At 61.2% G+C, this 19,310-nt stretch carries 18 protein-coding genes and 1 pseudogene; 12 read left to right on the top strand and 7 right to left on the bottom strand.

Going from position 1 to position 19,310, the window contains the following annotated elements:
* Positions 1-8: 8 nt before the first annotated feature.
* From V1273_RS15390 to rplI, 3 genes are all read left to right on the top strand, one after another.
* On the top strand, positions 9-1,895 hold the full coding sequence (locus V1273_RS15390) for a TRAP transporter permease (protein ID WP_334410129.1): 1,887 nt from the start codon (positions 9-11) through the stop codon (positions 1,893-1,895).
* Positions 1,896-2,249: 354 nt separating this feature from the next.
* The gene (locus V1273_RS15385) at positions 2,250-3,221 is read left to right on the top strand and encodes a hypothetical protein (RefSeq protein ID WP_334410128.1); all 972 of its coding nucleotides are present in this window, start codon (positions 2,250-2,252) and stop codon (positions 3,219-3,221) included.
* Between the two features lie 50 nt (positions 3,222-3,271).
* Complete coding sequence (rplI, locus tag V1273_RS15380; RefSeq protein ID WP_334410127.1) at positions 3,272-3,871, top strand: 50S ribosomal protein L9; 600 nt, start codon at positions 3,272-3,274, stop codon at positions 3,869-3,871.
* A gap of 46 nt (positions 3,872-3,917) precedes the next feature.
* Here the strand turns inward: rplI and V1273_RS15375 are convergent, their stop codons facing one another.
* From V1273_RS15375 to V1273_RS15365, 3 genes are all read right to left on the bottom strand, one after another.
* Positions 3,918-4,382: a PaaI family thioesterase gene (locus V1273_RS15375; protein WP_334368448.1), complete on the bottom strand. Its 465-nt coding sequence runs from the start codon at positions 4,380-4,382 to the stop codon at positions 3,918-3,920.
* Positions 4,379-4,984: a TetR/AcrR family transcriptional regulator gene (locus V1273_RS15370; RefSeq protein ID WP_334410126.1), complete on the bottom strand. Its 606-nt coding sequence runs from the start codon at positions 4,982-4,984 to the stop codon at positions 4,379-4,381. The genes V1273_RS15375 and V1273_RS15370 overlap by 4 nt, the downstream gene beginning before the upstream one ends.
* A gap of 95 nt (positions 4,985-5,079) precedes the next feature.
* Positions 5,080-6,174 (bottom strand): hypothetical protein, encoded by a 1,095-nt coding sequence (locus V1273_RS15365; protein ID WP_334410125.1) that lies wholly within the window; start codon positions 6,172-6,174, stop codon positions 5,080-5,082.
* Between the two features lie 256 nt (positions 6,175-6,430).
* Between V1273_RS15365 and V1273_RS15360 the strand changes: the two genes are divergently transcribed.
* A complete protein-coding gene (locus tag V1273_RS15360; RefSeq protein WP_334410124.1) occupies positions 6,431-7,681 on the top strand; it encodes a cyclopropane-fatty-acyl-phospholipid synthase family protein in 1,251 nt (416 codons plus the stop codon).
* Between the two features lie 18 nt (positions 7,682-7,699).
* Here the strand turns inward: V1273_RS15360 and V1273_RS15355 are convergent, their stop codons facing one another.
* Entirely contained in the window at positions 7,700-7,906 is a 207-nt protein-coding gene (locus V1273_RS15355) for a transcriptional regulator (protein ID WP_334410123.1), read from the bottom strand.
* Between the two features lie 577 nt (positions 7,907-8,483).
* Here V1273_RS15355 and V1273_RS15350 point away from each other — a divergent pair.
* Positions 8,484-9,984, top strand: a pseudogene (locus V1273_RS15350) (replicative DNA helicase).
* A 48-nt stretch (positions 9,985-10,032) separates the two neighbouring features.
* Positions 10,033-11,253, top strand: a complete 1,221-nt coding sequence (gene alr / locus V1273_RS15345; RefSeq protein ID WP_334410122.1) for an alanine racemase — start codon at positions 10,033-10,035, stop codon at positions 11,251-11,253.
* Positions 11,254-11,289: 36 nt separating this feature from the next.
* Here alr and V1273_RS15340 read toward each other — a convergent pair whose 3' ends face one another.
* A complete protein-coding gene (locus tag V1273_RS15340) occupies positions 11,290-11,508 on the bottom strand; it encodes a cysteine rich repeat-containing protein (protein WP_334368440.1) in 219 nt (72 codons plus the stop codon).
* 48 nt (positions 11,509-11,556) lie between these two features.
* Between V1273_RS15340 and V1273_RS15335 the strand changes: the two genes are divergently transcribed.
* Positions 11,557-12,324 carry an exodeoxyribonuclease III gene (locus tag V1273_RS15335; protein ID WP_334410120.1) on the top strand — a complete coding sequence of 256 codons (768 nt, stop codon included), beginning with the start codon at positions 11,557-11,559 and terminating at the stop codon, positions 12,322-12,324.
* 52 nt (positions 12,325-12,376) lie between these two features.
* Here V1273_RS15335 and V1273_RS15330 read toward each other — a convergent pair whose 3' ends face one another.
* Positions 12,377-12,826: a cupin domain-containing protein gene (locus tag V1273_RS15330; RefSeq protein WP_334368438.1), complete on the bottom strand. Its 450-nt coding sequence runs from the start codon at positions 12,824-12,826 to the stop codon at positions 12,377-12,379.
* A gap of 156 nt (positions 12,827-12,982) precedes the next feature.
* Between V1273_RS15330 and V1273_RS15325 the strand changes: the two genes are divergently transcribed.
* From V1273_RS15325 to V1273_RS15305, 5 genes are all read left to right on the top strand, one after another.
* The gene (locus V1273_RS15325) at positions 12,983-13,711 is read left to right on the top strand and encodes an adenylate/guanylate cyclase domain-containing protein (RefSeq protein WP_334369263.1); all 729 of its coding nucleotides are present in this window, start codon (positions 12,983-12,985) and stop codon (positions 13,709-13,711) included.
* Between the two features lie 145 nt (positions 13,712-13,856).
* Complete coding sequence (locus tag V1273_RS15320) at positions 13,857-14,579, top strand: sulfite exporter TauE/SafE family protein (protein WP_334410119.1); 723 nt, start codon at positions 13,857-13,859, stop codon at positions 14,577-14,579.
* A 132-nt stretch (positions 14,580-14,711) separates the two neighbouring features.
* Positions 14,712-15,596, top strand: coding sequence for a prohibitin family protein (locus V1273_RS15315; RefSeq protein WP_334382486.1), 885 nt, complete (start codon positions 14,712-14,714; stop codon positions 15,594-15,596).
* 231 nt (positions 15,597-15,827) lie between these two features.
* Positions 15,828-17,222 (top strand): adenylate/guanylate cyclase domain-containing protein, encoded by a 1,395-nt coding sequence (locus tag V1273_RS15310; protein ID WP_334412215.1) that lies wholly within the window; start codon positions 15,828-15,830, stop codon positions 17,220-17,222.
* A 332-nt stretch (positions 17,223-17,554) separates the two neighbouring features.
* Positions 17,555-18,382 (top strand): three-Cys-motif partner protein TcmP, encoded by an 828-nt coding sequence (locus V1273_RS15305; protein WP_334382487.1) that lies wholly within the window; start codon positions 17,555-17,557, stop codon positions 18,380-18,382.
* A 2-nt stretch (positions 18,383-18,384) separates the two neighbouring features.
* Here the strand turns inward: V1273_RS15305 and V1273_RS15300 are convergent, their stop codons facing one another.
* A complete protein-coding gene (locus V1273_RS15300; protein WP_334382488.1) occupies positions 18,385-19,137 on the bottom strand; it encodes a DUF5131 family protein in 753 nt (250 codons plus the stop codon).
* Positions 19,138-19,310: the final 173 nt, after the last annotated feature.

Here is a 19,310-nt window from a genome sequence, read left to right as displayed (position 1 = left end):
GGCGTGCCGTGCGCAAACTCTCCGGCTACGCGGGCCTGGTCGTCGGAGTGGTTGCGGTCGCAATGTCCGTGTACCACGTTTACGCGCGACTGACGGTATACGCTCCCGATCAGCAGGCCCTGCTCTACATAACGCTGGCCTTCAGCCTGGTGCTGTCGTTCTTGCTGTGGCCTCGCAGCAAGAACGCAACACTGGGTCGCGTGCCGTGGGAGGATCTCGCTTTGGCAGGTCTTTCGCTCGCGTGCATTGGCTACATGTTCGCGAACTACGACTACATCGTGAACCGTTTTCCCACCGCCGAGTCCCTCACCCGAATGGACATGGCGGTTGGAATTACCGCCACCCTGCTGGTTCTGGAGGCGACACGACGCACAATCGGCGCGTCGCTGCCGATCGTGGCAATTGTGTTCCTGCTCTACGGGTTCGCGGGCCCCTGGCTGTACGGCTGGCTCTATCACAGAGGTCTCAGTCTCGAGATCACCATCGACCAGACCTATTTCACCACGGAGGGAATTTTCGGGGTGCCAATGACGGTGGCCGCGACCTACGTCATTCTTTTCATCATCTTCGGTACGTTCCTCGAGAAATCCGGGGCAGGTCAGTTCTTCATGAACTTCGCAAACGCGATCGCCGGCGGCGCGCGCGGTGGCCCCGGCAAAGTTTCGATCGTCTCCTCCAGCCTGTTCGGTACCATCTCCGGCTCCGCGGTCGCCAATGTCATGGTCGACGGTTGGTTAACGATTCCGATGATGAAGAAGACCGGCTTCAAGCCGGAAGCGGCAGCCGCCATCGAGGCGGTTGCCTCCACGGGCGGGCAGATCATGCCGCCGATCATGGGCGCGGCGGCGTTCGTCATGGCCGAGTTTCAGGGCGTCAGCTACACGCAGGTGATGATCGCGGCGGCGATACCTGCGCTCTTCTACTATGGGGCGCTGTTCGCTGCAGTCCACTTCAACGCCGTGCGCTCGGGACTCAAGGGCTTGCCGCGCGAAGAACTGCCCGTCCTGGGTCACATCATGCTGCGCCAGGGGCACCTGTTCCTGCCGGTCATCGTGCTTCTGGCGCTGCTTCTATTCGGCTTCACGCCGACCTATGGCGCGATCATGGCCACTTTAGCGCTGGTCGCCATCTCGTGGCTTCGTCCTTCCACGGCGTTGGGTTGGCGCGCGTGCCTTGAGGGCTTGCGCGACGGGGCGGTGCAAACCGTGCCGGTGGCGATGGCCTGTGCGTCCGCCGGTATCGTGATCGGAATCGTACTGCAAACCGGGCTGGCGCTGCGGTTCACGGCCTTCCTCATCGACTTCACCTACGGCTCATTGCTGCCTGCACTGCTCATCACGATGGTCGCCGGCGTCATTCTCGGCATGGGCATGCCGACTACCCCCGCCTACATCATGCAGGCAGCGCTGCTCGTGCCCGCGATCATGAAGCTCGGTGTGGAGCCCATGGCGGCGCACATGTTCGCGTTCTACTTCTCCTGCCTGTCGGCCGTGACGCCACCCGTGGCGCTGGCCGTGTATGCTGCGGCGTCAATCGGCGGGGCCGGCCTGTGGGCCTCGGGCGTGCAGGCGATGAAGTTTGCCGCCGCCGGCTTCATCGTGCCGTTTTTCTTCATCTACAACCCGGCACTGCTGTTCGAGGGACCGTGGCCCGAAATCCTTCGTGCGGTGCTGACCGGCACGATTGGCGTCATTACGCTCGCAGCCAGTCTCGAGGGCTACTTCCTGCGCGTCGCCAACTGGTTCGAGCGGGGGCTTTTCTTTGTGGCCGCAATGCTGCTGATCGACCCCAATGCCATCACCGATGTCATCGGCTTGGGCCTGCTTGTCATCGGCCTGTTGGTGCAGAAGGTACGGACGACACGACCAACGATAGCGCCGGAAACCACCACGTGACCCGCACACAGCTCGCCGCACTGACGCTTATCGCTGCCGCCCTTCTCGTTGGCACCGTGGCTTTCGGTGTTTTGCGCATCTACGCCTAAGCCAGGCGGGCCGTCACATCACGCCCTACGGCATGAAACGCCGGGAACTCCTGCTGGGCAGCTTCCGCCAAACACCCTTGATCGGGTCAGCCTCATGATCTAAAAGGCCGCCAATCATCACGGTCCCGGCGGGGCCGTGAACGTTTTGAGGGCCTGACTGCGCTCGGTACCACGGTACCGATAAGCCCTCGGATCTCTAACTAGTTGGTAAAGGCGGCATTTTTGCTGACCTCTATCTAACCGCTCGAAAGGGGCGGGACAGCTTATGATCGCGATTATCCTCATTGGTCTTGCGGCCGGCTGCGCGTCGGCGCTGATGTTCGTCTCGGTCGTCTCGGGCGCGCCGGTTTCGCTGCTGCTCTCTTTGCTGGCGCCGCTACCGCTGATGGTGACGGCGCTCAGTTGGGGACCGCTCAGCGCAACCATCGGCGGTATCGCGGCAGCTTCCGGCTTCGGTGCAATTTTCGGTCTGCGCTTCTGCCTCGCTTTTGCGGTTGCGGTGGCGCTGCCGGCCTGGTGGCTTGGCCATCTCGCGTTGCTGGGACGGTCAACGGCTGCTGTCGAAGCGGACAACGGCACGCACCCCACGGCAGAGAATCTCGAGTGGTATCCGACCGGACGGATCCTGCTTTGGATCGCCGTCTTTGCCATCCTGTCTTCCATCGCGTCGTGGCTGGTCTTCGGCAAGGATACCGATGCCATCGCTGCGGCCCTGCGAAGCGGGCTGACGAAGGTTCTTTCTGACCGTGAAGGGCTATCGTCTGATGACATCGAGCGGTTGGCTGGCGCGCTTGTAACGATCTTTCGCGGCTTGTCGGCAATGCTCGTCGTGGCAACGCTTACGCTCAACCTCTGGCTTGCCGCGAAGATTTCAGCGATGTCGGGCCGGCTGCGTCGCCCCTGGCCAGACTTGAAGAGCACCGCGTTGCCGCCGATGACACTCGTAGCACTCTGCGGGACATTGGCATTTTGTTTCGCTGGCGGAGCGTTTTCGATAGCGGCGCAGATCATGACAGCCGCGCTCTTCATGGCTTACGCGCTCGTCGGCCTTGCCGCCGTTCACACGCTAACGCTGGCGTTGAAGAGCCGCGCGTTTTTGCTGAGTTGCACTTACGGGATCCTGATGCTGTTGCCATGGACGCTCGTTCTGATGATCGCCCTCGGCCTTACGGACGCAATTTTCGGATTGCGCCAACGCTATCTGCGCGGAAAGCCGCCGCCTTTGCCAGCAGCCTGAAATCCAACCATCCACTAACGTCATACCGAACACATAATAGGAGAACGAAAATGGAAGTCATCTTGCTGGAACGTGTCGTCAAGCTCGGTCAGATGGGCGAAGTCGTCCGCGTCAAGGACGGATTTGCCCGCAACTTTCTGCTCAAGCGCGGCAAGGCGTTGCGCGCCACCGCCGACAATCGTGCCAAGTTCGACGGCATGAAGGCCGAACTCGAGGCCAACAACCTCAAGGCCAAGGGCGAAGCGACCAAGGTCGCGGAGAAGATCGGCGGTCGCAACGTGATCGTGCTGCGCCAGGCGTCGGAATCCGGCCAGTTGTTCGGATCGGTCAGCATTCGCGACATCATCGCCTCCTTCGAGGCCGACGGCGTCACCATCAACCGCAGCCAGGTCCTGCTCGACGCGCCGATCAAGACCATCGGCAAGCACGAGATCAACATCGCCGTGCATCCGGAAGTCGAAGTCAGCGTCAGCGTCACCGTCGCGCGCAGCGCCGATGAAGCCGAGCGCATCAACCGCGGCGAGGACATCTCGACCCGTCAGGAAGACCAGGACGCCGCCGCCGAGGCAATCGCCGCCGCCGGCGAGTTCTTCGATCCGGACGCCCAGCACGAGGAAGTCACGCCGGCGCCGGCTGCGACCGAGAAGTAAGGCGCTTCGCTCCAAACGCTTTGACGACCTTCAAGCCCGGCCCCAATCAGGCCGGGCTTGGGATTCTAGCGGCCGTCTTGTGGTCAAGCATTGCGATCGAGGCCAGCGCAGTTGCGGTATGCTTCTCGACGCCATCGGTTACGCAAAACACGTCGGCCGCAACCACGGCGACCTGACGTCCGGGCTTGATCACGCGCGCCCGGCAGATCAATCGCTCACCGATCGCCGGCGACAGCAGATTCAATTTGTATTCCGCCGTCAGCGCCGGTTGCCCGCGCGATGTCGCGGCCGCGATCGTGGTGGCGTTGTCGACGAGAAAGGCCGTGACGCCGCCGTGAAACAAGCCGTGTTGCTGCAACAGTTCCGGCCGGCGGTCGACCGCAAGCGTACATGTGCCGCGGGTCAGCTCGGATAGTTCCGCGCCGATATGGGTCATGAAGCCTTGGCGGCCGACATTGTCGCGGATACGGGTCGCGATCGGCGCGAAGTCGGGATCGTCATTCGCACTCATACGGCTTCTCCCGCTTTAACGGTTACATCGGGCGCGACCACTGCGCGGATGGCACAGGCGATCAGGATTTCGGCCTGTTCTCGCGGATCGGTGCGGTCGCGGCCCGACAGCCATGCGCGGCAAAAAATCTGCGCCGGTCCGATGATCTGGCTGAAGAAAACCGACGAAGTCATCGGCAGCAATTCGCCGCGCTCAACCAGCGGCGCGCGCCATCGTTCGACGGCTTCCGCAAGCCGCGAATTTTGCGCGCGCTGCGCGCCGCGGATCTCCTCGGTCCATTCACTGCGGGAAATCTCGAAGAGATAGCGCGCCTCGCGCCGGGAATTGATGACCCAGTCCAGATGCGCGCGAATCAACCGCGCCACGCCTTCCCGCGCGCCGCAGGATTCATCGACCGCCGCTACGATGGCAGCGTGATAACGGGCGAGGATTTCCAGGAACAGCGTGCCGGCCAGTTCCTTCTTCGATCCGAAGAAATGGAAGAAGCTGCCGTTGGACGCTCGCGCGCGAGTTCTAATGGCGGCCACCGTGGCGCCCTCGAAACCGTCGCGGTCGAACACCGCCAACCCCGCCGCCAGCAGATCGTCCCGTGCCGTAGCCACCTGCGCCGCCTTTCGGTCCATTAGATCGTTACTCTAGAGTGAAGCTCTAGAAACGATCAAGCGCGTCACCGGCCAAGCATTTGGAAATCTGCATCCTATCGTGAGATGGGTGGCGCGGGGGGACCGACGGACCCGGCCGGCGGCGTTGCTGCGGGAGCCGCAGTAGCTGTCACCGGCGGAGACGTCGCGGGTGCCGCCGCCTGGGGGCTCGCGGCTGGCTCAGGGGCAGTCGCGGCGGGCGGAGCTGGCGGGACAGGCGTCACCGGGTCGGGCCGGGGTGCGGTCGGCTCGCTATCGGCGCTGTCCTTGGGAGCACTGACCTTGGGGGTCTCGGACCCGCCCTCGCTGGCCGGCTTTTCTGACTCGCCGGCCGGCTTCGCGGCTTCCGTGGTGGCCGGCTTGTCGGCCTCACCTTTGGCGGAGTCGGTCCTGTCGGTATCAGGCTTGGCAGGATCCGGCCCGCCAGAATCGGTCTTGGCAGAATCAGGCTTGGCAGAATCAGGTTGCTCGGCAGTTCCGGGCTTCGCAGTTTCGGATTTGGCGGCATCCCGAGACGCATCTTCCTTTGCGGCCTCTCCGCGGGCGGCCTGCTCGGGTTTCTGCGGTTCTTCGGCAGCGGGCGCGGGCTTGCCACGCCTGCCCTGCTTCTGCCTGACGCCCGATTTGCTGTCGGTAGCGGCCTGCCCATCATCTGCGGGCTTAGCAGCCTCGGGCGCCGCGTGCGGTCGTGCAAGCCGCCTCCCGTCTCGGCCTCGACGGGCGCCCTCGCCTTGCGGCGGCGCTTCGTCGGCACCCGGCCGGGAAGTCTCCTGGGCCGGTGCGGAGGACGGCTGCCGGCGGCCGAATCGGTCGGGCTGATCCGACCTTCCGTCCTGCTTGGCGTCTTTCTGCTTGGGCTGATCCTTAGCCTGATACCTGGGATCTGCGGCCCCATTGGATATCAGGTAGGACGAAAGCACCGAGGCCATGTCGGTACCGGTCGTATAGTGCTGACGCAGAAAGCCCGGCAAGGACGAAGCCGACACGTTCTTCAACAGGCCGCGCGGGCTCTTGTGGCAGGCACTGCAAGTACCGGAGAATATCTGTGAGGGGCTCTTGCCGGCATCGAGGTTTTGCGCCCGCACCGCACCTGCTGTGAGGCAGCCGATCAGGAGCGTCACCGTCGCTAAACTGAGCGCTCGGCTCAACATTCCCTGCATCTCCAGACGTGGAATCGCTGCCGGTCGCACATCACGGGCCAGCGGCGGGTCACCTTTTAGCCGATTATGACGCGAATGGAAGCGGGCTTACTACGCATCTGCGTGACTGTGACATTTAAGAATATCCGCTTTGACGCCAACGCAGTAGCGCTGCGGCATCATCATACTTACGATGTTCCCGTGCATATGGAACTCTCTGTTCCCAAGTGCATTGGTGTAACGGGCTGGTCGTTCCATTGGTGCGTCGATGGATCGTTTGTTGCGTTATTTCCTGGGTCAATTCATTCGCCGCGGCACGATGAATTTCACATCCGCGAGTGGGGCGAGATTTACCTGCGGAGATGGAACCGGCCGCCCGGTGTCAGTGCGGTTCCTGAGTGAGCGGACGCAACTTCGGATTCTCCTCAATCCCGAACTGGCGCTTGGCGAAGCCTACATGGACGGCTCGTTCGTGGTCGAGGACGGCTCGATCGCCGACACGCTGGAAATCCTGCTTGGCCAGCCCGAAATGCTGCCGCGCTGGGCCAAGCTGCAATGGTGGCTGCGCTACTTCAGCAGGCACGCGAGACAGTTCAATTGGCGGGGCCGGGCGAAAAACAATGTAGTCCACCACTATGATCTGGACGGTCGGCTCTATTCCCTCTTCCTCGACGCCGACCGGCAATATAGCTGCGCGTATTTCGAGGCGCCGGATATGACGCTCGACGACGCCCAGCTCGCCAAAAAGCGTCACCTTGCTGCCAAGCTTCTCGTTAGGCCGGGCGACCGCGTGCTCGACATCGGCTCGGGCTGGGGTGGCCTTGGCCTCTATCTGGCCGAAATGACGGACGCCAATGTCACCGGAATCACGCTGTCGTCGGAACAATTGCAGGCTTCGAATGCCCGAGCCACCGAGAAGAGCCTGACGGGGTCGGCAAAATTCCTGCTGAGCGACTACCGCGATATTGCCGGCCCGTTCGACCGGATCGTGTCCGTCGGGATGTTCGAGCATGTCGGCATCGACTTCTATGAAACCTACTTCCGGCGCTGCGCCGAACTTCTGAACGATGACGGCATCATGGTGCTGCACTCGATCGGCCGCTCCACGGGACCCGATGTGACGAGCCCATGGATCACGAAATACATCTTCCCGGGCGGCTATATCCCCGCCCTGTCAGAGGTCATCCCCGCGATCGAGAAAGCCGGCCTTCTGGTCTGCGACATGGAAATCCTGCGGCTGCATTATGCGGAAACGCTGAAGGCCTGGCGGGAGCGCTTCATGGCGCGGCGCGAAGAGGCGGTGCGTCTCTATGATGAGCGTTTCGCCCGGATGTGGGAATTTTATCTGGCGGCGTCGGAAATGTCGTTCCGGAAGCAGAATCTGATGAATTTCCAGATCCAGCTCACCAGGCGGCAAGGAATTGTGCCGATGACGCGCGATTACATCGCCCGGGAAGAAGCAAGGCTGCGCGGAATCGAAATTGGAAAGCAGCCGCGGCTGCAGTTGGCCGGCGAATAGGCCGCAAAGGCGGCGGAGTCAGTTTCTCAGGCTATAGGCCGAGGCGTAAGGCAGGTTGGCCAATGCCGGTTGGGCGAGCTGGGCTCGCAACGCGGCAAGCACCTGGGCATCACAGGGCTCGTCACGCCGTTGGGGGCGCGAAATCTCCTCCATGGCGTCGATCAGCATCGACAGCCACAAACGCTGGGCGCTTGCCGATCGCCATCCCTGGAGTTGCTGACCCATCGCCTGTTCCTTTTGGTCGGTGCAACTGGCAACTCGAAAATCGCCGGCCCGTTCCCGATTTGGTAACCAATCCATCCTGAGCGAAGAAAATCACATCCGATGTGATCTACTTCACAGAGCCGCTCGGCGGTCCGTCGTACATCTCCGCCCATGAAGCGGCAGACCTACCCAGCCCCGTTCGATTCCGACATCAGGATCGACTACGCTTTGATCGCAATCGGCGTAGCTGCCGCCCTGTTCGCGTTCGTCTATCTGATGCTGGTTTGATCAACGCTTAAGATCAGGGCTCGAAACGCCTTCTTCCTTCGGATATGTCGGCCCAAGTCGCGGCAAGGTTCAGATTCCCCTAAGTTCTTGTCTGGCTTTTTCACAAAAGCCACTCCGGTACCGCCGGACGGCGGGCTGCTTTTTGGTCCAAATCCGTCAAGGGGCCAGCTCAGGATTCACACATGGCATTGTGTGAATCGGGCATAAGGCCTACTCGGACTTTCGGATCGCCTGCACGTGGCGCTTTATCGCTGCCCCGCTTCCGCAAGCGATCTGACAAAAACCAAAAACCTAAAGAACATTACAAACTATGGCTCTGACTGATTCGAATGTCCTCAAGCTCGCCCCGGACGCGGGAGCTCCAGCCTACCGGAGCGCGCCGCACAATATCGAGGCGGAACAGAGTTTGCTGGGCGCCATTCTGGTCAACAATGACGCGTTCTACCGGGTTTCCGACTTCCTGGAACCGAAGCACTTCTTCGAGCCGATCCACCAGACCATTTTCGAGACCGCCGGCAGCCTGATCCGGATGGGCAAGGTCGCAACGCCCGTGACGTTGAAGACCTTCCTGCCGGCCGATACCGATATCGGAGGCATGACGGTTGGTCAGTACCTCGCGCGCCTCGCGGCCGAGGCCACCACGATCATCAACGCGCAGGACTATGGCCGCACGGTCTACGACATGTCGCTGCGCCGCGACCTGATCCGGATCGGCGAGGACATGGTCAACGTCGCCTTCGATGCGCCGGTGGATTTTGCCCCGCGCGCGCAGATCGAGGACGCCGAGCGCCAGCTCTATGAGCTCGCCGAATCCGGCCGTTATGACGGCGGCTTCCAGCGCTTTTCGCAGGCGCTGACGACCGCCGTCGACATGGCGGCCAAAGCCTTCCAGCGTGACGGAAGTCTGTCGGGCATCGCGACCGGCTTGCGCGACCTCGACAGCAAGATGGGCGGGCTGCAGGCGTCCGACTTGATCATCGTCGCCGGCCGCCCCGGCATGGGCAAGACGTCGCTCGCCACCAACATCGCCTACAACATCGCCAAAGCGCACCGCGCCGAGGTGCAGGCCGATGGCACGATGAAGACCGTCAATGGCGGCATCGTCGGCTTCTTCTCCTGCGAAATGTCCGGCGAACAGCTCGCCACCCGTATTCTGGCCGAACAGACCAGCATTGCCTCCAGCATGATCCGACGCGGCGGCATCACCGAGGCCGACTTCGAGAAGATCCGCGATCATTCGATCGAACTGCAGTCGCTGCCGCTCTATGTCGACGAAACCGGCGGCCTGTCGATCTCGCAACTCACGGCGCGTGCGCGCCGGCTGAAGCGGCAGAGGGGCCTCGACCTGATCGTGATCGATTACATCCAGTTGCTGCAGGGCTCGGGCAAGCGCTCGGACAATCGCGTGCAGGAAGTGACTGAAATCACCACGGGCCTCAAGGCGCTCGCCAAGGAACTTAACGTTCCGATCATCGCCTTGTCGCAGCTCTCGCGTCAGGTGGAAAACCGCGACGACAAGCGCCCGCAACTGGCCGACTTGCGTGAATCCGGTTCGATCGAGCAGGACGCCGACGTCGTGATCTTCGTGTACCGCGAGGAGTATTACCTCGCCAACAAGGAGCCGCGGATCGGCAACCCCCGAATACGAAAAATGGCAGCTCGATATGTCTCTGGTGCACGGCAAGGCCGAAATCATCATCGGCAAGCAGCGCCACGGCCCCACTGGAACGGTGGAAGTGCAGTTCGAAGGCCAGTTCACCCGGTTCAGCGATCTGGCGCAGGACGGCAACCTGCCGACCGGCGGTTATTGAGGCGCGGCCACGGTTGAACCGCAGCGTTCCGCCGCGTAGAACTGTGGCATGAACGTGGCCCCTGATCCCAAGTCCATCCCGCAAGGCACCCTGCTGTCGCCCGAGGCAAACAAGGCTGCCGCGCTCGCGACCGCAACCGGCGTGCTGACGGTCGATCTCGACGCCATTATCGCCAACTGGCGCAAGCTCGAGAAGACGGCGGTGCCGGCCGAATGCGCCGCCGTGGTCAAGGCTGACGGCTATGGCTGCGGCGCCGAACAGGTCGCGCGTGCCCTTGCGGGCGCCGGCTGCAAGACGTTCTTCGTCGCCACCCTCGACGAGGCTCGCGTGGTTCGCGCCGCGGCGCCTGCGGCCGCGATCTACGTGCTTGGCGGCTTCTTCCAGAACACCGGCGACGCCTACGCCAAGTTTGACTGCAAGCCCGTCATCGGCGACCTCAACGAACTCGCCGAATGGGACGTGTTCTGTCGCCGTTCCGGCTGGTCCGGCGGAGCCGCCATTCACATCGACACTGGCATGAACCGGCTCGGCCTCACCGTTACCGAGGCGCAGGGCATCATCCCACGCATCAATGCCGGTGATCACGGTATCACGCTCGTGATGAGCCATCTCGCCTCCGCGGAAATGCTCAACAATCCCGCCAACGCCAGGCAGCTCGCGGCCTTCCGCGAGATCGCGAGCCTGTTCTCCGGCGTCCCGGCCTCGCTGGCAAATTCGTCCGGCATCTTCCTGGGCGCCCAGTTCCAGTTCGATCTGGTGCGGCCGGGCTGCGCCCTCTATGGCATCAACCCGACGCCGGAATCCGACAACCCGATGCAGCCGGTCGTCGAATTGAAGGCGCGCATCGTGCAGATCCGCAACGTCGAGCGCGGCGATACCGTCGGCTATGGCGGCACCTGGACGGCGCGGCGTCCAACCAGAATAGCGGTCGTTTCCGCGGGCTATGCCGACGGGTATTTCCGCGCGGCCAGCGCCAATGACGGCACCCGAGGTGCCGAGGTGATAGTCGCCGGCAAGCGCTGCCCGATCGCGGGACGGATTTCGATGGACCTGACAGCGGTCGACGTGACTGATCTCGACAAGAATGCAGTGCGGCGCGGCCATTGGGTGACGCTGATCGGCGAAGGCATCACGGCCGATGAACTTGCCCATCATTTCGGCACCATCGGCTACGAAGTGCTGACCAGCCTCGGCAAGCGCTATGCGCGGGTTTACAAGGGTGGCAATGCCACTGCAGACCCCCCTGCTCCGCCTCCATCACAGCAATAACGGCGAAATCCGACGCTGGAGCGTTGCCCGGTCCTACTATTTCTTCCGGCTGGCCAACACTTGCTTGCAGGCGTCGCTGAGTTGGTGATGTTGCTTGTTCAGACATGCGACGACACGGCCGCCGCCGGGCAGCGTGCCGGCGCAATATTTGTCATAGTCGGCCTTGCAGGCGCCGCGCTGGTCGGTGGCTTGAGCGACTGCGGATCCGGAGTATCCGATGGCGAGCACGAGAAAGGCGAAGCGTAGTTTCGACATGGATTCTCCAAGTGTCGGGCGAAGCACAGTGATGCCAGCCAGCTCTACATGAAGATCGCGACCTTCAACATTAATAATGTCAACCGCCGCCTGCCGAGCCTGTTGCGCTGGCTGCGCGCGGCGAAGCCCGACGTCGTTGCCTTGCAGGAATTGAAATCGACCGACGCCGAGTTCCCGATTCTGGCAATCGAGAAAGCCGGCTACGGCGCGGTGTGGCGCGGACAAAAAACTTGGAACGGCGTCGCCATCCTGGCGCGGAATGCCGAGCCGGTATTGACCCGGACCGCGCTCCCCGGCGATGGGGGTGTCGAGGCCCGCTATATCGAAGCCGCAATTAGCGGCATCCTCGTCACCAGCATCTATCTCCCGAACGGCAATCCACAGCCGGGACCGAAATTCGATTACAAGCTCGACTGGTTCAAGCGACTGCGGTCCCACGCCGGCAAGCTGCTCAAGCAGGACATCCCCGTGGTACTGGCCGGCGATTACAACGTCGCGCCGACCGAGTTCGATATCTATCCGACGAAGTCCTGGGACAAGGACGCGCTGATCCAGCCGAAGAGCCGCGCCGCGTTCAAGGCGCTGGTGGATCAAGGCTGGACCGATGCGATCCGGACGCTTCATCCGTCTAAACCGATGTTCACGTTCTGGGACTACAAGCGCAACCGCTGGCCACGCGATGCCGGGCTGCGGCTAGATCATCTGCTGCTGAGCCCGTCGATAGCGCCGCGCCTGCTCAAGGCCGGCGTCGATCGCACGGTTCGCGGCGAGGAAGGCGCCAGCGACCATGCACCGGCGTGGATCGTGTTGAAGTAGCTCCTCGCAAGCCCCACCGGCCGAATTTCCTGCGCGGCAGGATGGCGACTGTTCAGCTCTTCCGGGTGTGGCCCCAAGCCTCGTCCCAATCCTCGCCCGCGGCGTCGATCACACGACCATCGGCCTCGAAGAACTTGTTCGGCACCTGGAAGATTGCGAGCATCAGCCCGCCTTGCGGACACCACGCGACGTGGCGACTGCCCTCTTCGCGCCAGATGAACTCGCCGGCCTTGCATTCGATGCCCTGCGCCGGACCTTCCTTGTCGACGAGCGAGCCTTCGAGCACGTAGGTCTGCTCGATGTTGACGTGTTCGTGGTCAGGGAGCACCGCGCCGGGCGCGAACCGCATCAGCGCGGTCATCAAGCCGGTCTTGCGATCGAACAGCAGCGTCTTGGCCTCGCAGCCGGGAAAGCGGGTCTTCTGCCATTCCATGCTGTCGGGTCGAACCAGATGGGAATGCGTGTCTGCAGTCTGCGCATTTGCCGGCGTCGCAGCGTCCATGGCGATCCTCCGTTCTGCTTGTTTTGACGCGATCCTAGCAGCTTTGCCTCTCGCCGCCAGCCGGCAGGTGCGTTGCGGCGTCCTTGCCCCCACCTGCGGCCAACTGTAGGATCGACCGGCCAGCCGAACGCAATGTACGGATGAAAAATGGCGGCTCTGCAACAGGCAAGAATCTGCAAGGGCTGCTGGGAGCAGATGCATGTTCCGGTGCCGCTTCGCGGCGTGATCTCCGCGCCATTTCGCGCGTTCGGCATTCGTCCGAGCCGGATGAATCCCAATACCTGCACCATCTGCGAGCTTATGTTCACGAAGGTGATGCGGGCCCGCAAGATCACCATCGACGCGACCATCATGTTTGCCGACCTGCGCGGCTACACTAGCCTGTCGCAGTCGCAATCGCCGGATGCTGTGTCAAGTCTGCTCGATGCATTCTACGATGAATGCGCCAACGCGATCTGGGAGCATGACGGGCTCCTCAACAAGACGATCGGCGACGCCGTCATGGCCGTCTTCAACTTTCCCCTGCAGCGGGAGGAGCATGCCAAAAACGCCGTGCTGTCGGCGCGGCAAATTCAGACGAACTGGCGCGAGCGGCGTGAAACTCTTGTCGAAGCGCATGGCCTCACCGCGGACGAACTGGGGATCGGCATCGGCATCCATTCCGGCGAACTCAGCTTTGGCGAGTTCGGTCACTCGCATCGCGACCTGACGGCGATCGGTACCGTCGTCAACACCGCCTCCCGGGCCCAGTCGGTCGCCGAAGCCGACCAGATACTCGTGACAAAGGCCGTCTTCGAGCGCGTCCAGCCGGATATGAAAGACAGCCAATCAAAGCCCTTCCAGCTCAAAGGATTTGACGCCCCGATCGAGCTTTACGTCGCCTAGCGTGAGTGAGCTGGCGGCTCTGCTGTCATCGCATAGCAGCTTCCCCTCGGCACGATCGGCTCCCTTCCGAGTGATATTTAGGCCTCGTAACCCGAGGCTGCCGGCACCATGATGTCGGTATCAGGGAATCGCGAAAGGCTGCAGCTTGAGTTTCCTCTTCGTCCTCATTGTCGGCCTTGTCGCCGGCACCATCTCGGGCATCGTCGGCACGGGATCGTCGATCATGCTGATGCCCGTATTGGTCTATCAATACGGGCCGAAGGAAGCCGTGCCGATCATGGCGGTCGCCGCCGTGATGGCGAACTTCTCGCGCATTCTCGCCTGGTGGCGCGAAGTCGACTGGCGCGCCTGCATCGCCTATTCGGTTACGGGTATTCCGGCCGCAGCCCTCGGCGCGCGGACATTGCTCGCCCTGCCCTCGCATGCCGTTGACATCGCGATCGGCCTGTTTCTCATCGCGATGGTGCCGGTTCGGCACTGGCTGGCCCGTCATCAGCTAAAGGCACGCCTCTGGCATCTGGCGGTCGGCGGCGCCGTTATCGGCTTTCTCACCGGCATCGTAGTTTCGACCGGACCGCTCAGCGTGCCGCTGTTTCTGTTTTACGGACTTACCAAGGGTGCCTTCCTCGCCACCGAGGCCGCAAGCTCGCTCGGGCTCTATCTGAGCAAGTCGGTCACCTTCGAGCGCTTCGGCGCGCTGACGCCGGATATCGCGCTGAAGGGCCTGATTGCGGGTTCTTCCCTCATGTTCGGTGCCTTCATCGCCAAAGGCATCGTGCTGCGTCTTCAGCCCGACGTCTTTCGGCTGTTGATGGACGGCATCATGCTGGCCGCCGGTCTCACCCTGCTGTGGACGGCATTTTCGTAAGCATTCGGCCGCACCGCCTGAACCATTCCCCATCAGCGGCCGACCAAGTGACGCGTGTCACATCCATTCGGCAAGTAACCACAGATCAGTGCCGGGCATGGAATCGCATCACCCACGTCTGGAGAGACTGAAATGCCTAGGGGAATCATCGGCGCCATCGTCGCCGTCATTGTCGTCGTCATCATCGCCGCAGGAAGCTGGTACACCGTCGATCAAACCGAGCGCGGCGTGAAGCTGCGCTATGGCGCGGTCATCGGCACCGCGCAGCCGGGCCTTGGCTTCAAGGTTCCGTTGATCGACAGCGTTGAAAAGGTAAGCGTCAAGACCTTCACCTATACCTGGGACAAGATGAATTCGTATTCCTACGACCAGCAGCCGGCCGACCTCAAGATCAGCGTCACCTTGCGAGCCTCACCTGACAAGGTGGCCGATCTCTACGCCAAGTTTGGCGGGCTCGACACCGCAGTCAAACAAGTGGTCAGCCCGGCCGTCAATCAGCAGGTCAAAATCGTGTTCGGTCGCTACACCGCCGTGAAAGCGATCCAGGAGCGCGGGCCGCTGAACTCCGCGATCAAGGACGCCATCACCGCTTCGCTGAAGGACGATCCGATGATCACGATCGAAAGCGTCCAGCTCGAAAACATCGAGTTCAGCGCCAACTATCTGCATTCGATCGAGCAGCGCATGCTGGCCGAGGTCGAGGTGCAGAAGCTGCAACAGAACGCCGAGCGCGAAAAGGTGCAGGCGCAGATTACCGTCACCCAGGCGACCGCCAAGGCAAACGCCGTCCGCGCCGAGGCGCAGGCCGCAGCCGACGCGCTGCGGCTGAACGGCGAAGCCCGCGCCACCAATATCAGGATCACCGGCGAGGCCGAAGCTGCTGCCATCGAAGCCCGCGCCAAGGCGCTCGGCACCAATCCAAACCTGGTCACGCTGGTGCAGGCCGAACGCTGGAACGGCGTGCTGCCGACGACGATGGTGCCGGGATCGTCGGTGCCGTTCGTTTCGGTGAAATAACAATCGCAAATTCAGGAGGGCGACGCCGTGCAGAGCACGTATCGCGCGTCGCCGTCTGGATTTCCGAAGCGCAGAAACGCGCTTCCGGCCAGTCTCTTTCTGCTACAATCCCCAACGGAGCAGTGCGCTCCGCAAGTAGCCGTTGGCCTTCAGGCGTGGCAATTTGGTCGGTGATTAGCGTGCACCTTGCGCGAACTGATTCTCGACATGGGAGAATGTGTCTTGAGTGTGATGACGGAAACGGCTGATCTCGCCGATGTCGGCGACCAGCGAACCGGACGAACCGAATCCCGACAAGACACCCTAAGATTTGCGGAAGCCGCCCTTGTCGAGAGCAAGCGTGAAGGCCTGCTGCTCGCCGTCCGGGCACGCTGGGTCGCGCTGGCCATCACTGCCGTTACCCTGCCGATCATCAACCCGAATTGGGACGTGATCTACTACGTCTTGATGCTGGGCTTCTTTGCCCTGATCGGCTGGGCCCAGCTCAAAGTCGGCAAGGTCGGACGTTCGCCGATCGAGGTTTTCCTGATCATTTGCGATCTTGCGTTGCTGACCTTCCTCAGCGTCATGCCCAATCCCTGGAGCACCGAGCACTGGCCAATCGGAATGCAATTCCGGTTTGACAGTTTCATCTATTTCTTCATTTTCCTTGCCACGGCCACCCTCGCCTATTCGTGGCGAACGGTTGTCGCGATGGGCGGATGGACCGCTGCCCTGTGGACCATTGCCGTCGGTTGGGCCTATCTGCAGCCCGAAACCCATGCCGCGCTGTCGCAGCGCGTCAGGGAGGCGGTCGGTGCCGATGTTCGCTTGTTCGAGATCATCGATCCTTCGTCGATCGGCTTCGGCGCCCGTTTCCAGGAAGTGACGGTGTTCATCATCGTGGCCGCGATCCTGGCGCTAGCGGTGCGCCGTTCGAATGCGCTCCTGATCAGCCATGCCGGGATCGAACGCGAGCGTGCCAACCTGGCGCGTTATTTTTCACCCAATGTCGTCAATGAACTCTCCGGCAATGATGAGCCGCTGACGCGGGTTCGCACACAAGACGTCGCGGTATTGTTTGCCGATATCGTGGGATTCACCGCCTATTCCGATGGACGAGACCCGAAAGAGGTCATCGACACGCTGCGGCAATTCCATGAGCGAATGGAAAGAGAAGTGTTCCAGCACGGCGGAACGCTCGACAAGTACCTCGGCGACGGCCTGATGGCGACGTTTGGCACGCCATTCGCCAGCGATTCCGACGCGCTGAACGCCTTGCGTTGCGCGAGGGGTATGATCGCCTCGATTGCCGAGTTGAACAGAGAACGGCAGGGCCGCAACGAGCCGCCGATCCAGGTCAGTGTCGGATTGCACTATGGTCAGGTCGTGCTGGGAGATATCGGCCTCAATCGGCTTGAATTCGCTGTGATCGGCACCACCGTGAATGCAGCGAGCCGGCTGGAGGCGCTGACCCGCGAATTCGGATGCGCCATCGTCGTCAGCGACGCGCTGGTGCGGCAGGCCCGCTCGGAATCGAACCATTCGAGCGCCGACTTCGCGTCGCTTGTCGAGCGGCCCGCGCAGATTATTCGTGGTCTCGAGCAACCGGTCGGCATCTGGACATGCGCGAACGTCACTTCGTGATGCTACGAGATAAACAATCAATAGTTGAAAACACTTGAAATTGCTAAATGCGTTGGTCAGACTGAGATAGCAATCGTTGGGAGGGGGCTTTGGGGCTTAGAGCGGCTCTAGCTATATTCTGCTGTCTGGGCGCACCGGCTTTGGCCGGATGGCAGGTTGAATCATTCACGGATCGGATGACCGAGAAAGCCGTGAGGTACGCCACCCTACCGGCTAAAGCTGCTTATCGCGGAATAACAGCAAAGTTAGAGCTAACTTGCGGTGGGTTAGAGGGCGGTCGGTCCTCCCGTGCAACAAGCTGCCCGGCGAAACATTACACATGATTAGCGCCAGTGCCTGCACCATTTAAATTTGATGAGGTTGGCATCTGGTCCGAGTTGAAGCTCGAGATCATCGAAAAATACGGCTCAGCCTATACGGGAGCATTTGCCAACCAACGAGGCCTGAAAAAATTCTATGTCGACGCGTTCAGTGGTGCCGGCGTCCACATCTCGAAGCGCAGTGGTGGGCAGATCGACGGCAGTCCAGCCCGTGCGCTGAAAATGACACCGCCTTTCGACGGCTTCTTCTTTATTGATATGGACGCTCAGAAGACGGCGCATCTCAGAACGCTATGTGCCGGCCGCAGTGACATCCATATAGAAACGGGTGACGCCTCGAAATATCTCACCCAAACGCTTTTGCCCACAATCAAGTACAAGGACTATAAGCGAGCGCTCTGCCTCTTCGATCCTTATGGTCTTCACCTTGAATGGCGCGCGATCGAGATGGCAGGTCAGTCCCGCGCCATTGACATGTTCCTGAATTTTCCGGTGATGGATATGAACAGGAACGCAATTTGGCGCAATCCCACCGCCGTTCCGAAGGAAGGTATCGACCGTATGAACAGCTTTTGGGGTGATGAGTCTTGGAGAGGAGCAGCCTACGCCGAACACCCGCAAGGCAACTTGTTCGGCGCACCAGACCTCGTAAAGCAGGGCAATGACGCAATTGTAGGCGCCTTTCGCGAAAGGCTGCGCAAAGTGGCCGGCTTCCAGTTCGTCCCCGAGCCTCTACCTATGAAGAACAGCACCAATGCTGTTGTGTACTACTTGTTCTTTGCCTCGCAGAAGCCCGTTGCGCAAAAAATCATCGACGCCATATTCAAAAAATACCGATGAAATCACAGCCTCAGGTCGGGCATCTCATCGTAGGTTTTGCCGTTTAGTATGCGCCCAGCCGCCTTCTTGTTTTTTCCACCCCACTGCTTGAAGAAGAAGGCTGTTCTTGAGGACCGACACATCGTCTCGATTTCGTCGACCCACTCAGGCTTCATTTCGCGAGCGCGCGGGCCGCTCTCTCCACCGACGATCGCCCAATGAATACCTGCCAGATCGCCTTCGGCCACGGACCCGATCAACGGCTCAAAGGAAACAAATCTGATTGCAGCAGGCACCCGTCGAATGGCGTCCAACCTATTCAGAACGCGACTATCCTCGATGCTAGTGCCGAGCCAGACGTTCGGGAGGATTTCAAATGTTCGTTGAGCTAGAACCTCGGCCATTCGCTCAGGGCGCTTCGTGAGAATTTGATACGTGTGTCGAGGTGTCTTCTTCATCACGCCCCAGACCCGAGCAATGAATTCAACCGGAACATCATCATGAAAGAGGTCGGACATTGAGTTGACGAACACCTTGCGCGGCTTCGACCACGTTTTTGGTGTGTGGAGAGATGCGTGATCCAGACGAATTTTCCCAGTCCAGACCGCACGTCCCCCGCTTTTCCGGGTGAGGCCGCGGTACTTCTCAGTGCCCATCGACTCAAGCCTTGCCGCCATCCGCATGGCGTAGCAATTCGTGCACCCTGCAGTAAGCACGGTGCAGCCAGCCACAGGATTCCAAGTCGCATCAGTCCATTCGATTGATGTTTCGGCCATAGAGCTCTCTCAAGAAAATTATAGAATCTCAAGAAAGTGGTTAGATTTAGTTACTCGAACTTAATGTGCACTCGCGGCCGTTGCGTCTTCGCCAAAAGCTCCATTCCGCGTTCGACACGAGCGTGTTGCAGCATAGTATCATGCCCCGCACGACCTTAGACATGCTATTACGC

The sequence above is a fragment of the Bradyrhizobium sp. AZCC 1721 genome (genome assembly GCF_036924715.1).
Classification (GTDB): domain Bacteria; phylum Pseudomonadota; class Alphaproteobacteria; order Rhizobiales; family Xanthobacteraceae; genus Bradyrhizobium.
Note: the sequence above shows the minus strand (reverse complement) of the source record. Positions and strands in the feature narration are given on the sequence as shown.

Excerpts from the sequence above, each read along its gene's own strand:
- V1273_RS15385 (WP_334410128.1), top strand. The coding sequence starts at position 2,250 with ATGATCGCGATTATCCTCATTGGTCTTGCGGCCGGCTGCGCGTCGGCG.
- rplI (WP_334410127.1), top strand. The coding sequence starts at position 3,272 with ATGGAAGTCATCTTGCTGGAACGTGTCGTCAAGCTCGGTCAGATGGGC.
- V1273_RS15375 (WP_334368448.1), bottom strand. The coding sequence starts at position 4,382 with ATGAGTGCGAATGACGATCCCGACTTCGCGCCGATCGCGACCCGTATC.
- V1273_RS15365 (WP_334410125.1), bottom strand. The coding sequence starts at position 6,174 with ATGTTGAGCCGAGCGCTCAGTTTAGCGACGGTGACGCTCCTGATCGGC.
- V1273_RS15360 (WP_334410124.1), top strand. The coding sequence starts at position 6,431 with ATGGATCGTTTGTTGCGTTATTTCCTGGGTCAATTCATTCGCCGCGGC.
- V1273_RS15355 (WP_334410123.1), bottom strand. The coding sequence starts at position 7,906 with ATGGGTCAGCAACTCCAGGGATGGCGATCGGCAAGCGCCCAGCGTTTG.
- alr (WP_334410122.1), top strand. The coding sequence starts at position 10,033 with ATGAACGTGGCCCCTGATCCCAAGTCCATCCCGCAAGGCACCCTGCTG.
- V1273_RS15340 (WP_334368440.1), bottom strand. The coding sequence starts at position 11,508 with ATGTCGAAACTACGCTTCGCCTTTCTCGTGCTCGCCATCGGATACTCC.
- V1273_RS15335 (WP_334410120.1), top strand. The coding sequence starts at position 11,557 with ATGAAGATCGCGACCTTCAACATTAATAATGTCAACCGCCGCCTGCCG.
- V1273_RS15330 (WP_334368438.1), bottom strand. The coding sequence starts at position 12,826 with ATGGACGCTGCGACGCCGGCAAATGCGCAGACTGCAGACACGCATTCC.
- V1273_RS15315 (WP_334382486.1), top strand. The coding sequence starts at position 14,712 with ATGCCTAGGGGAATCATCGGCGCCATCGTCGCCGTCATTGTCGTCGTC.
- V1273_RS15310 (WP_334412215.1), top strand. The coding sequence starts at position 15,828 with ATGACGGAAACGGCTGATCTCGCCGATGTCGGCGACCAGCGAACCGGA.
- V1273_RS15300 (WP_334382488.1), bottom strand. The coding sequence starts at position 19,137 with ATGGCCGAAACATCAATCGAATGGACTGATGCGACTTGGAATCCTGTG.